Here is a 12,807-nt window from a genome sequence, read left to right as displayed (position 1 = left end):
CTTAATTACTAGAGGAGCTGCTAGGGCTAGTTTTCTTCTCAGATGAAGGTTTGCTTTCAGAAGGCTTGTCTTGTGAACTAGGACTAGAACTAGTAGATGCATTAGAGCTAGAATCACTTGTTAATAGCTGACTTCGGCTATCCCAGTATTTCTTATATTCACTATCCAAAGTATTCAGTTTACTTTCACGATCTTTCCCTGACAACTTACCATCTTCCCGAACCTGCTTGATTTCCTGAGTCAAAGCATAGAGAATCAAGTCACTGTCGTTAATCCGTTTGGCAATATCAAGTGCCTCTTCAAAGCGATTTCGCCCAACTTGAATCCAATAAGTCAAATACAGCTCATCAGACTTGAGGGTTACATTATTCAGAATGACCTTCTTTTGTTCAGAAGAAAATTCCAATCCCTGAATATAAGAGAAGGCTAACTCATACTTCTGCGTATTAGGCAAGCTAGCAGGAGCAATTCCCTCTAATTCTGTAATAACCGCGCTATAATCTACTTTAATAAAAGCTGTATCCGCCTGCAACATCTTTTCTTTGAAAGGATTTTGCATGAAAATCAAATAGATAAGCGGAACGATCAACAAAACAACACTCGCTGTCAACCAAATCGTTGCCAATTTAAACACTCGGTGTCGTCTGCTTGGAACCAATACTAAATCCGCCTGTTCTTTCGCAGATTTCTCTACATAATACCGTTCCAAAATAGTAACTGCTGTTGCAATATCATCTGCCTGACACAGGTCATTTAAAAAGTCTGGCAAGGTCTCTAATTCCAAGGACCCATTGTAAAGGTCCATAAAGTCAAAATCACTAAATAGTGTTACGGTAAAACACTTAGCCTGACGTAGAAAATCTTCTGAGGATATTGATTGAGGAACCATCAGACCAGGAATTCCACGATAAGCAATCTTAGCCTGAGCATCTTTGGTAATAAAGAGATTTACTGGATGCAAAAGGAAGGTCACTGGCAACTCCAAGGCTCCTTCTAGACGAAAAACGTTTAGGGCCAAACGAATTCTCTCCGAAATGGTACGGCTCTTTATTTCTTCATAAGTCAAACCATGAGCTTCGACTTGATAGGAGAAGGTTACACTGTCCTCATCAGAGACCATCGATTGCTCCAAAAAGAACGGATGATGCAAATCCAACAGTAACAGTTCCCGTAAATCTTGACTCGCTACATCTGAACGCTTAAGGCTCAATTTCCAAGTTGTTTCATTTTTTTCATATACAAACGGCTGTTCGCCAAATATAAATTTTTCCTCAGTCACCTAAATCTCCTCTATCTCTACTAAATCCCCTGTTGTCATTGGATAATCAGATAGTTGTTTTCCTTCATCAATCAATAATCCTTTGTTGACAATTCTAAGTTGATATTTTTTTCTCTGTTTACCTGGAGTAAAAATCGTATCCACTTCTCGGATTAACCGTCGCACTTCAATCCGACTAGGAATGCGAATATCCACATCTTTTTCTTTCAAGCGTAGAGTAATATTGATATGTTGCTCCACTGTTTATGTACCTCCTGTATATGATTCTGTTCTTACTAAGTTGTTAAGACGGACTTGCTAAAACATTATTCTATCCCTTCGGCCATAAGGCGATAACTCATCACAGCTGTAGCTACGAAAAGTAATAAAAACAATGATATATAGGCTAACTCCGGAAGAAAATCACTCAAACCATCTTTTTCTAACTGACCAATATTTGTTTGAAATTTAGATGTTATTTTTGAATTTGGCTGAAACAACTGCTCTGCAGGATTTTTTTTAACTGGTCCCTGTATAGCAGAAAACAGTTGGCCCCTTTCTGTGATCAACTGTTCCTCTTGATGCTGCTGCATGTCTTGCAACTTCTTTTGGGTCGCTTCGTTAAAAAGCTCCTTTGTTTCTTCAGATTGTAGACCAAAGTTAAGTCCCTCTTTTTTCTCAAGTCGAGAATCATCAATCTGTAAACGATTATCCTTCAAATCATCTGCAGCAGCCATTGAGACTGCTGCACATGCTACTAAGGTAAGAAGTAAAAGAATTATTTTTTTCATTTCCTATTCTTTCTCAGTTTGAAATACTTGAGGCCAAAAGCTTCTTTCTTTGATAAAAATATTTATAACAAGTAATCCAGCTACGACAATCATCATTGCAATAAATGCTAAAATATTTGCCGGTTGTCCATCAAAATATCCTGAAAGGAAAGCTTCTAATATTGATAAAGCATTAAGATTTTTGATGAAGGCTGGGAAACCTGTTAGACTGGCCGTCGTCCCAATTGCATTTGATAGATAGACAAAGCTAATCATCATAAAGAAGGCAAGACCCATTCCAATTACTCGGAAATGTTTAAGTAATAAATACTGCCCTTGAATCAGTACCAAAGCAGCTAAAACAATTAGCAATACCCATGACGGTTGATATTCACGACCAACGTGAAGTTGAGCACTCGATACAATACCAACGACTAGACCAACTATTATAGCTAAAATAGATAGTAGGCCAACTGTCATAATATCTGTATCATGCAACTTGTCAAGCTTAAATTTATCTTTGACCTTACGAACAATATTTTGCGTTGCAAACAGATAGGCTGTAAAGAGGCTAACAATCTCCAATAGTAAAATCCATGTAAATGGACGGTAAACATTGACAGTAGCTTTTACTGAAGTAGCATTTTGGGTAACAGGATTGGATAAGAAGTTCAACAATACTTCGTTTGGTACCCCATTTTGATAGGCATTATTCAGAACCTTCACAAAGGATTCTACAAAGTTTCCATTATTAGTCAATTCTTCGTTAAACTGCGTCATCAAGGAGTCAGCATCTTGTGACAACTTTTCAGTACTTGTTTGAGCGTTTGACAATTCACGATTGAAATTACCTAAAGTCTCCTTTACAGACTCTGCAGCTTTGACATTGCTTTGAGAAGACTCCTTCACAGCAGAAGAGTTAGTGAAGAGATTTTTATAATCTTCATCGAGTGATTTTAAATCCCTATCTATATCTTGAAAAACGGTACCCTCTTTCGCTTGTTTCTCAAATTCGCCAAACTTTTTGAATAGGTCTAATTGTTCATTAATTTTATCATTCAAATCCTTGTTAGTATTTAAAACTTCCTTAACATTTTTTTCTAGGATAGGCTTCAACTCAGTCAGTTTAGCTAAGGCTTTATCTACCTTATCCTTAGCACCATCTGTATCTTTGGTGTTGTCAGGTTTAGTTAGGCTTTCTTCGTATTTCTTAAGATTTGAACTAATAGCTTCGAACCAAATATCTGACAATGCTTTAGACACATCACTATTTTTTAACCCTCTGACGGTATCGTATGCTTTTTTTAGTGATTCTACCTTTTGATAGGCAGAGGCTATTTTCTGAACCTTTTGTCCGTAAGTCACTGCTGCTTGCTGAACGGCTGAGACATCTATGGGAGCACTGACTGCTTGAACATCATTCAAGGAAATATCAATAGTCTCTGGCTCCGCTTTTGGAGTTGGGCTTGGACCCCCAGTTGAACCTGTAGTCGGAGTTGGAGTCGGAGTTGGAGCTGGAGCTGCCTCTGCAAGACTATATGCTACTTTGAAAGTCCCACCAGTCTTCAAATCAATTTCTTGGCCAAACTCAACTGGTGTGCCATCATAAGTGACCGAATGAACCGTCACTCCTGTTCCAGCCTTCCATGATACCTTAGCCTTTGTTCCTGTTCGTCCAACAGCACTTGTACTAGTAATCGCCTTATTTTCCAGATTCTTCAAGTCCGCCAAAGAAATCTCGTCGCTAGGCTCTTTAATCGTTTTTAAATCTGTATAGTTTACAGAAGGAATTGTGATTGGTGTTATACCAAAACCACTAAATTCTTTTCCACTAAAATCTTCTTTTGGTAATTCTGAGATTGCAGAAACCAGCTGCTCTTTGAGATATTCTTCAGCCTTCTCTAGGTCCTTGTTTGCAGCTTTATCCAAAAATCGACCGAGAGTGATTGTCTTCTCACTTGTTCCATAGTAAGAAGCTAGTTTCTCATCAATGAAGTCACGAATACCTTTTTTATGATTCTCAAACTTCGTTCTTTCATTTGTTAGATTGGTCTGTAAACTAACAATCTCTTCGCTGATGTCTTTTGCGACTGTTTTATAGGAAGATCCAACTTCAGGCTGCATTACATCAGAGGAGGTTACTTGACCTTCTATCTTGGAATTTAGAATCTTTTGGGTTTCCATTAATTCTTGTTTATAAGAATCAACCTGTTCCTTTACCTCATCCCTACTCTTAGATATAAGCTTTTCTATGACGTCCGCATAATTCTGCTTTGCTTGTTCCTTATTGTTAGACAATTCTCTGAAAGTGTTGTTATATTTAACCTGCGACTCATCAAAGCGATTAAAGGATTGTAAGTAGCTTTCCAAACCTGTCTTTAAGACACCGTTTGCATCAACTGAAGAACTAGACATACTGTAAAGAGTCGGGAAAATATTTTTAGAGTTAATTGCTGTTCCATATAAGTTTGTACGGTAGTTTCCGATATTAGTTGCTTGTATCTGTGAACTAGCTTGCACATTTTTTTGCGCCGTATAAAGATTGCTCAAAATACTCGCCATATACATGTCAACTAATTGACCATTTAAATCAGCAACAATGTCTTTTGCTAGTTTATTTGCATCATTTTCCACCTGCAAATTTCCTTGGGCATTGACCTTATAATTAATGGTTGTCTTATCAACATTGATACTGTTAATATCAAGTATTTTTTCAGAGAAGTCACTAGGAATTGTTAAAACGAGTTGGTATTTCCCACTTTCTAATCCGGTATCTGCTGCTCCACGAGGAACAACGGACCAGTTTTGTGAATTATCACGCTCGATGTTTTTTACATAACTAGCCCCCAAATTATACTCTTTTGTATCCACATAGACAGACTTATCTTCATTTACAATAGCCACATTTAATTTGGTCTGCTGATTTACTTTCGCGTTATTCTCATTGTTAATTGTCGTATTCTTTTGAACAGAAAGATTCAAAAGAACCATCATCAAGAGCAACAATAGGGCTAGCAAACTACTCCCTACATATTTATATATTCTATTCTTCTTCATTTGCCTTTTAATCATCTCCATTAAAAAAAATAGGAAGGCTCTCGCCCTCCTAAAGCCACTTATAACAAATTAATGAATTTGTGATGCAAGTTCTTGGTCGTTTTGCTCAACGATTTCAGCAACTTTATACAATTGCGCATTGATTGCATCAAGTAAAGCCGCAAACTCTTCAATTTTTGGAGATAATTCTGTAAACTGTTGATCAAAGCTCTGAAAAGCAGCACCTTTCCAGTTCTCTCTAATAATCTCTTGTTCGTTACTCAATGTGCGAAGTACTTCTCTTACTTCTTCAGCACCATTAGTGTATTTTTGAGCAGAAGTACGTAGTTCCTCTGTTGTTAATTGAATTAAAGCCATATTAAACTCCTTTAAGTTATTTGTAAGTTTATTATATCAATAAGTGCCACAAATTACAAGTGCTTACACCATTTTTTACTAATAAAATATCAAAAAAATTCTCTTGTATTAGATTAAGGGTCTATTCGTTAAAAATCCTTTTCCTCTAACTTTCGATAAAAGTTTTTATTCTCTTGGTGTCGAGCTTCCAGTACATTCTCTATACGATTCTTATAAAGTTGATGATAGCTATCTAAATTGTTCTCTATCTCAAAGATATATGGTTGAATTTCAGCAAAACTACTATCTCTACATGCATAGGAAAGCGCCTCTAGGAGATGATCCGTCTCCCTACTAAACTTGTGGAAATCATCATCCAAATCCATCTCCAAACGTTCTAAGTCTCGTAATTTACGATTATGCTCATCCTCTAGTTTCTGAAGTACCTTTTTATCCATAACCAGTTTTCTCCTAGCTTTTGATCGGACTCTGTAAAGTAGGTGTTTGCAAGGTCTGTGTCAAGTAAGTTTCTGCAGCATCTGCAGCCTTTCCCTCAAATCCACCCTTAATATTGTTCACATAGGTCTTAGAAGCGTACTCTTGCATATCTGCGGCCGCTTCCTGCAACTTTTTAGCTAACTCAGCTCCTTTAGCAAGGATTGACAACTCTTTTGCAGTTACCAAGGCCCTGACTGCTTGGCGTTCTTGTTCCCTCATTCTTTCTTTGAAGGCTCTGTCGAGTTGCTCTCTTGTAATTAAAGTATCCTCATCCGTTAGGACTACCATTTTTTCCCCTCCATGTTTGCTTTACATCCGCCAATAGATTATTAAAATCTTCAGCACTATCTCTATCTATGGTCTCAAAGGAGCCACTAGCTTTGACCAAGCTCTCCCCCAGTTGCTGGATTTGTGTCAGGAAGGATGTTGCTGCTGTCTTCGTGTCACTAGCAAGGCCTTCATCCCAAAAGCTTGTTGTATCAAAACCAGAAAGAAGATTCGTAACTTCTGAGCTTGACAAATATCCAACCATGTCAAATGCTGTTGACCTTGTCTCCTTTACTATATTTTGAATGTCTTCCTTAGCGTCTGAAAGTAAGGTTTTCACGGATTTAACTTTGTCTTCCATGTCAAAATTTGCTAACTGGGCTGCTGTCTGAAGCAACTGAGCTCGAACCAAGATTCTTTGACTTCCTGAAAGATTGCCACTTCTCAGTTGTTCCTGATAACGAGGAATAGCTTCTCGATCCCATTTTATAGATTCCTGACGTGCTTCTTCGACGATTTTACTATATTCTATTGTATAATTCTTGTAAACTGCATAACCGATAGCCATCTTTGTTAGAGCCTCACCCCTCATAATGGCATTCAAAATATTTGAGGCTACATTATCATCAACTCCTAAAGCCCTGAGAGAATCTAAAGATGTCGCAATCAGTCGAGACAGCTTTTCACCTGCCCTGAGCAATTCTGGGTGAAAATCCTCAGACGCGGTCAACAAATTTCCCTTTCCATCCGATTGGAAAACACCAAAGTCATGGGAGCTTTCGGGATCAGTAATCTGAGTATAATGCAAGGGGACGAGGACATTGACTTTACCGACGGGTTTCTTAAGGGGTTCATCGGAGTCACCAGGTAATTTGGCAATGGTGTGTTCTCGATTAAGCATCCCCACGATATCAAAAGGATTGACATAATACTCGATCTTTTCGCTAATCTTTTTGATTTTCTCATCGCTGAGGCCCATTTCCTTTAAGCTCTTTGTCGTGTCTGGACCGTCAAAGAGGACCACTTTGCCGATTTTCTTCAGTTCTTCATCAGTGAGGCCAGCTACTCCTTGCGCAGAAACTATGGTCCCTAGGGAGTGACCTGTGATGTCCATCGTAGCATTTGGAGCCTTTTCACGCATCTCTGCGATTTTAGCTTTCATACCTGCCGTCGCTAACTTGGCTTGCGGGGTATGGATGTGGTTGAGGGCAAACTTCGCATCGTTGTCTATCCAATCGTTCCAATTTTCATAACTAATAGCATCACTTCCGCGGATAGCCATATAAGTTTTCGTAGTATCTTTAGTCAAGGTTGGCGTATCCGTTAAGTAGTAGGCATTGAAACCAGCTTTCTCATCCGTTAAAAGCCCTTTTTGATAGAGCTTGATAGGAGGCTCTTCTTGGTGAACCCCTCCGCCAGGATCACCAACTTGGAGTTTTATCTTATCTTCCACAGTATGTAAATCAGGATCTGGCTGCAAGTAGACTTTACCGTCATGAGGAAGTTTTTTACCTCCTTTAGTGATTTCCAACTCTTTTGTAATTTCGTTGTAAGATTGAATGTCTTTAGAGAAGTCAAATTGTAACGCTTCTCCTGAATCTAATATTTTTCTTTCTTCTTTACTCAGTCTCTCATATGTAAAAAGATTCGGTCGTCCTCTATATGCTGACTGAGCTAAATCCGCATAAAAATTATCAAAATTTTTTAAATTACTATTAGTCAAGCAGTTTACCCCCAATACGCAACGGACTACCAATTCCGATAGAATTAATTAAAATTTTTCCATCTGTAATCTTAATAATAACACTCCAGCTTGAGTTTGATATATTATTAAATCCTCCATAAACCTGAACAATATCGCCTCCTCCTTGAGGTGTACCATTTCCTATCTTATCCCATTGTGTCTGTTTCCAATCTATTTGAACCGATTCGACTTTAGGATTTAAAGATTTTACAAACTCCTTAATCTCTTCTTCATGTTCCTTTAAATAATCCAACTGCTTAGCTCGCGGACTAAGAAATACTCCTCCGAATAAATTTGTTTTCTGTGCCATCCATGCACCTCCTCCAAAAATTACAAGTGCTAAAACTAACCAAAGTAAAGTACGTTTTTTCATGAATGTTCTCCTAAATAAGCTGACTGTGCTAAATTCGCATAAAAATTATCAAAGGTTTTTAAATTACTATTAGTCATAATAATACCATCCCCCATCCCTATAAATTCTTATAGGCTGCATTTCATAAATTCCAAATTCCTTTGGTATACTGTTTGCATCATTGTCTAAAGAAAATCCAACCATGAATTTCGTCTTATCATTATTATTTACCTTTCCTCTAAGTGTCAACATATAGCCTCCACCTTGAGGAGTTCCATTTCCTACTTGACCAACCTTCATACTATCCCAATCAAACTGAACACTTTCAACTTTAGGACTTAAAGACTTGACAAAATCAGCCATATCTTCTTCATGCTCCTTCAGATAAGCCAACTGCTTAGCCCGTGGGCTCAGAGCTATTCCTCCAAATAGATTTGTTGCCTGTGCCATCCATGCGCCTCCTCCAAAAATTACAAGGGCTAAAACTAACCAAAGCAAAGTACGTTTTTTCATGAATATTCTCCTATAACATGTGAATATAGCCATATTATATCATGAATGTAAAAAAATTTTTATCATGAACCGCCCCTCAAAGCTTAACCAAAAATCTAACGCTCTCAATATCTGTACTTTATCAGTATTTTATTTGAAAAAAATTTTCTATAAAATTCCTTTTACACTATCTTTCCAATAATTCCTATAATAGGAATCAAAGAAAAACCTACAAGATCTGATTCTAAGGTGCTATCCCATCTTTTTCATTCATTTAGACTAACTGCAATTGAATTACATCTTATTGCTTCTTTTTTCATCTAGTTTAACACTCTAGAATTAGCTTCAAGGCATGTTCCTAACATATAAAAAAGCCCTGTCCCAAGACAAGGCTTTGAGCTTCTTCACTTTGCCGATTGCAGGGATTGAACCTGTGACCTAGGCTTTACGAGTGCCTTGCTCTAGCAACTGAGCTAAATCGGCGATTACACTTACAGTATAGCACTCTAAGAATAGGTGTCAAGAAATTTTCATCTCTGTTAAAAAAGCCTGTCCTGAGACAAGGCTTTGATAACATCTATGCTAAGAACCCGCACTTTCGTAGGCATCTAAACCCCTATCCCAAAGTTTAAGGGAAATGACAAAGAAAACCATAGAAATCAACATCAAACCACCAATGTTAAAGATAACATCCTTGTCCTGCAAGAAATAGCTGGCAGGATAGTAGGCCGTAAAGGCAAAAGGTACAATAAAACTGATTAACCAACGAAGAAGCGAATTGTAAATGGAAATCGGATACTTGGCAAAATCATTAAACATATAGAAAATATAAATCATTGCTCCTGACTGCTTGGTCCAAAAAGCGATGCTGGCTGTCGCGATTTTCAAGGAAGTATAAATCAAGGTCGCAAAAGGAATACAAACTAGGAAAAGCAGGAATTTTGGAAGAGTCCAAGCAATGCTAGATACCGTTGTCGCTAGTAGGATCCCACCAACCAAGAGTTCGCCCAAAGCATCAATCTGAAAGGTTTCAACTAGGATGTGAAAGAGAGGGTTGATAGGACGAGTCAGGTATTTGTCAAATTCTCCTTTTCGAACCAAGCGTTGACCTAACGCCCAGAGATTGTCAAAAAAGAGATGGTCCAACCCCTTAGGAATCAAGGAAAAGCCATAAATAAAAGCAATCTCTTGAAAGGTCCAACCTTCTAGGGATGGAATATGTTGAAAGATGACATTGAGAAACAAGAGGTTCAGACCTTGAGTCAGAAAGACTCCTAAAACCCCCACCACAAAATCCACCTTGTATTCCATGATTTGCTTGATGTATTGTCTGATAAAAATCAGATGCATGCGTTGATATTTTTTCATACTAACCTCCTTGAATGGTGATAAATGACTGGACTCGTTTCCAAATCAACTGAGACAAGCCCACCATTACTAAGAGCCAGAAAAACTGCAAAGCGAGCGCCTGAAGAATCTGATTGGCATCGTATTTCCCAACGATAATCATGACCGGAGTGTAAATTAAGGATGAAAAAGGCAGGAAGGACAGAATATCTGAAACAACCTTTGGAAAGAAAGCCAAGGGAATCAAACTTCCAGACATAAAGGCCACTATGGAAGTCTTGAGTAGATTGGAACCCCAAAGATTTTTAAACACAAAGGCTGAAAAACCAAAGCAGATATTAAAGAAAAAGTTGATCAGGTAGGCTAGCGTTAAGCTAAAAAGATAAAGGACAGTTAATCCCAGCACTTCTACCATCCCTTGCCCAGATAAGATTTTCATCAAAACAATGACACTTAAAAATGGAAGACCGACACTGATAAAAATCAACCACTTTGACCCAAGCTCGGTAAAGAGATAAGAAGCCGCAAAATGCACTGGTCGCAACAAGCGCATGATAATGGAACCATCCTTGACCTCCTCTCCAATCATAAAGGAAGAATCGGACCTAGTTAGAAGATTGGTCAAAAAACTCATAATGATATAGAGGGTGATATCTGCCATACTAAAGCCCTGAATCAAGGACTCTTGCGAAGAATCAAAGACAGCCTTCCAGAGATAAAAGGCCACAAAAGCACCCATTACATCGCCGATCCGATAAAGAATAAAGTTGACTCGGTAAGTAATCAACTCCTGAACCCCTGCATTGATAAAGGGTTTATAACGTCTCCACAATTTGACCATCTTAGAGCTCCTTTCGGTAGAAGCGACGGATAATATCTTCAATATCCGTATCCACCATCTTCAAATCGCGGATTTCAAAATCAGACAGGGTTTGCTTGATAATGTCAGCTGTCTGGTAGCGTGAACTATCGAATTCAATGTTGAGACTATTCCCTTGTCTATCAATTGTCATATCCGAAAAGCCTTCATAGTGAGAAACTAGATGACTTTGACCTGGTAGCAGTTCAAAGGAGAGAGTCTTCATCTTGCCAAATGTATCCTTAAGCTGGCTAACCGTTCCATCAAAAATCTCCTGCCCCTTATCAATCATAAAGATCCGATCACAGAGTTGCTCAATATCGCTCAGGTCATGAGTGGTCAAGAGAATGGTTGTTTCTTCCTCCTGATTGATCTGAGTAATAGCCCGACGAATGTTATCCTTGACCGAAACGTCCAAACCAATGGTCGGCTCATCTAAAAAGAGAACCTTGGGATTGTGAAGCAAGGAAGCCGCAATATCCGCCCGCATCCGTTGTCCCAGCGAAAGAGTTCTCACGGGATCCTTGATAAAGTCCTTCAAATCCAAGACTTCATTCAAAAAGTCCATGCGCTTATGAAAGAGCGAGTCTGGCACATCATAAATCTCTTTTAAAACCGTGTAGGTCTCTTGCAGGGCCAAATCCCACCATAGCTGGGTGCGTTGTCCAAAAACCACTCCAATATCCTTGACATAATCTTGACGATTGTCCTGGGGAATCTTTCCATTAATCCGACAAAAACCAGATGTCGGTTTCAAAATCCCAGTCAGCATTTTAATGGTTGTCGACTTCCCAGCACCATTTGCCCCGATGAAACCTAAAATTTGCCCTTTTGGCACCTCAAAGGTCAAATCTTTGACCGCTTCGAAGGTCTGCTTTTCAGGATGAATAAAGGAGCGTAATGCCCCCTTCAAGCCCGGTTCCTTAACAGTCTTCACAAAATTTTTCTGAAGATGTTCCACTTCTATCATTACCATATCTATCTCCCTAGCGTAAGGAATAGCAACATTGTGTTTTTGACTACAAGTATTCTAAATCCTTACTTTCTACACCTTCTCAATATTATTACAGAAGTCTTTACACCAATCTATTATAGTCCAATAAAAACTAGAATGCAAGCGTTTGCTTAAAGTTTATGAAATTGAAATTTTTCTCTTAAAAAGGTATTTTTAGATCAAAATTCTAGTTTAATCGTTTCCTTAAAACACCAAAAAACCCACCCAATGGGCAGGTTTTCTCTGTATTATTCAGCTAGATTAAGCTTTACCTTCTGAACCGAATACGTCGATACGTTCTTCAACTGATGCTTGGATAGCTTTTACACCGTCAGCCAAGAATTTACGTGGGTCGAAGAGTTTTTTCTTGTCGTATTCTGCTTCGTTTGCTTCGTAGTCACGAGCAAATTTACGAGTTGCGTTAGCGAATGCGATTTGGCATTCAGTGTTAACGTTAACTTTCGCAACACCAAGTTTGATAGCTGCTTGGATTTGCTCATCAGGAATACCTGATCCACCGTGCAATACGATTGGGAATCCAGGAAGAGCTTCTGTCAATTTTTGCAAGTGGTCAAGGTCAAGACCTTCCCAGTTAGCTGGGTAAGGACCGTGGATGTTACCGATACCAGCTGCCAAGAAGTCGATACCAGTTTCAACCATTGCTTTAGCGTCTTCGATTGGAGCCAATTCACCTTTACCGATGATTCCGTCTTCTTCACCACCGATAGTACCAACTTCAGCTTCTACTGAGATACCTTTAGCGTGTGCTTTTTCAACAACTTCTTTAGCCAATTTAAGGTTTTCTTCAACTGGAAGGTGTGAACCGTCAAACA

Annotated in this window: 14 protein-coding genes and 1 tRNA gene; all 15 read right to left on the bottom strand. The window is 38.6% G+C overall.

Annotated elements, in window-relative coordinates; translation table 11 throughout:
- Position 1 precedes the first annotated feature (1 nt).
- Positions 2–1,279, bottom strand: coding sequence for a type VII secretion protein EssB (gene essB / locus PAN07_RS08160; RefSeq protein WP_020902057.1), 1,278 nt, complete (start codon positions 1,277–1,279; stop codon positions 2–4).
- Positions 1,280–1,519, bottom strand: a complete 240-nt coding sequence (locus tag PAN07_RS08155) for an EsaB/YukD family protein (RefSeq protein WP_020902058.1) — start codon at positions 1,517–1,519, stop codon at positions 1,280–1,282.
- Positions 1,520–1,584: 65 nt separating this feature from the next.
- Positions 1,585–2,049: a type VII secretion protein EssA gene (gene essA, locus PAN07_RS08150; protein WP_020902059.1), complete on the bottom strand. Its 465-nt coding sequence runs from the start codon at positions 2,047–2,049 to the stop codon at positions 1,585–1,587.
- A gap of 3 nt (positions 2,050–2,052) precedes the next feature.
- Complete coding sequence (gene esaA, locus PAN07_RS08145) at positions 2,053–5,085, bottom strand: type VII secretion protein EsaA (protein ID WP_084863515.1); 3,033 nt, start codon at positions 5,083–5,085, stop codon at positions 2,053–2,055.
- Positions 5,086–5,154: 69 nt separating this feature from the next.
- Complete coding sequence (locus tag PAN07_RS08140) at positions 5,155–5,442, bottom strand: WXG100 family type VII secretion target (protein WP_020902061.1); 288 nt, start codon at positions 5,440–5,442, stop codon at positions 5,155–5,157.
- Positions 5,443–5,570: 128 nt separating this feature from the next.
- The gene (locus tag PAN07_RS08135; RefSeq protein ID WP_084863052.1) at positions 5,571–5,879 is read right to left on the bottom strand and encodes a hypothetical protein; all 309 of its coding nucleotides are present in this window, start codon (positions 5,877–5,879) and stop codon (positions 5,571–5,573) included.
- A gap of 13 nt (positions 5,880–5,892) precedes the next feature.
- The gene (locus PAN07_RS08130; protein ID WP_020902063.1) at positions 5,893–6,207 is read right to left on the bottom strand and encodes a hypothetical protein; all 315 of its coding nucleotides are present in this window, start codon (positions 6,205–6,207) and stop codon (positions 5,893–5,895) included.
- A complete protein-coding gene (locus tag PAN07_RS08125; protein WP_269797678.1) occupies positions 6,188–7,909 on the bottom strand; it encodes a cutinase family protein in 1,722 nt (573 codons plus the stop codon). Before PAN07_RS08125 ends, PAN07_RS08130 begins: the two co-directional genes overlap by 20 nt.
- Positions 7,902–8,303 (bottom strand): hypothetical protein, encoded by a 402-nt coding sequence (locus tag PAN07_RS08120; protein ID WP_020902067.1) that lies wholly within the window; start codon positions 8,301–8,303, stop codon positions 7,902–7,904. Before PAN07_RS08120 ends, PAN07_RS08125 begins: the two co-directional genes overlap by 8 nt.
- 69 nt (positions 8,304–8,372) lie before the next feature.
- Positions 8,373–8,795 (bottom strand): hypothetical protein, encoded by a 423-nt coding sequence (locus PAN07_RS08115; RefSeq protein ID WP_020902068.1) that lies wholly within the window; start codon positions 8,793–8,795, stop codon positions 8,373–8,375.
- Between the two features lie 389 nt (positions 8,796–9,184).
- Positions 9,185–9,257: transfer RNA gene (locus PAN07_RS08110), tRNA-Thr, on the bottom strand.
- Positions 9,258–9,356: 99 nt separating this feature from the next.
- The gene (locus tag PAN07_RS08105; protein WP_064276354.1) at positions 9,357–10,142 is read right to left on the bottom strand and encodes an ABC transporter permease; all 786 of its coding nucleotides are present in this window, start codon (positions 10,140–10,142) and stop codon (positions 9,357–9,359) included.
- Position 10,143: 1 nt separating this feature from the next.
- Entirely contained in the window at positions 10,144–10,962 is an 819-nt protein-coding gene (locus tag PAN07_RS08100; RefSeq protein ID WP_084863049.1) for an ABC-2 family transporter protein, read from the bottom strand.
- A gap of 1 nt (position 10,963) precedes the next feature.
- Positions 10,964–11,956, bottom strand: coding sequence for an ATP-binding cassette domain-containing protein (locus PAN07_RS08095; protein ID WP_084863047.1), 993 nt, complete (start codon positions 11,954–11,956; stop codon positions 10,964–10,966).
- A gap of 279 nt (positions 11,957–12,235) precedes the next feature.
- On the bottom strand, positions 12,236–12,807 hold a 572-nt coding region (locus PAN07_RS08090), incomplete at its 5' end, for a class II fructose-bisphosphate aldolase (RefSeq protein ID WP_269797677.1).

The sequence above is a fragment of the Streptococcus sp. SM5 genome (assembly GCF_027497975.1).
The sequence above is the reverse complement of the archived record's forward strand: the minus strand, read 5'-3'. Positions and strand labels throughout refer to the sequence as shown.

Excerpts from the sequence above, each read along its gene's own strand:
- essA (WP_020902059.1), bottom strand. The coding sequence starts at position 2,049 with ATGAAAAAAATAATTCTTTTACTTCTTACCTTAGTAGCATGTGCAGCA.
- esaA (WP_084863515.1), bottom strand. The coding sequence starts at position 5,085 with ATGAAGAAGAATAGAATATATAAATATGTAGGGAGTAGTTTGCTAGCC.
- PAN07_RS08140 (WP_020902061.1), bottom strand. The coding sequence starts at position 5,442 with ATGGCTTTAATTCAATTAACAACAGAGGAACTACGTACTTCTGCTCAA.
- PAN07_RS08135 (WP_084863052.1), bottom strand. The coding sequence starts at position 5,879 with ATGGATAAAAAGGTACTTCAGAAACTAGAGGATGAGCATAATCGTAAA.
- PAN07_RS08130 (WP_020902063.1), bottom strand. The coding sequence starts at position 6,207 with ATGGTAGTCCTAACGGATGAGGATACTTTAATTACAAGAGAGCAACTC.
- PAN07_RS08120 (WP_020902067.1), bottom strand. The coding sequence starts at position 8,303 with ATGAAAAAACGTACTTTACTTTGGTTAGTTTTAGCACTTGTAATTTTT.
- PAN07_RS08115 (WP_020902068.1), bottom strand. The coding sequence starts at position 8,795 with ATGAAAAAACGTACTTTGCTTTGGTTAGTTTTAGCCCTTGTAATTTTT.
- PAN07_RS08105 (WP_064276354.1), bottom strand. The coding sequence starts at position 10,142 with ATGAAAAAATATCAACGCATGCATCTGATTTTTATCAGACAATACATC.
- PAN07_RS08100 (WP_084863049.1), bottom strand. The coding sequence starts at position 10,962 with ATGGTCAAATTGTGGAGACGTTATAAACCCTTTATCAATGCAGGGGTT.
- PAN07_RS08095 (WP_084863047.1), bottom strand. The coding sequence starts at position 11,956 with ATGGTAATGATAGAAGTGGAACATCTTCAGAAAAATTTTGTGAAGACT.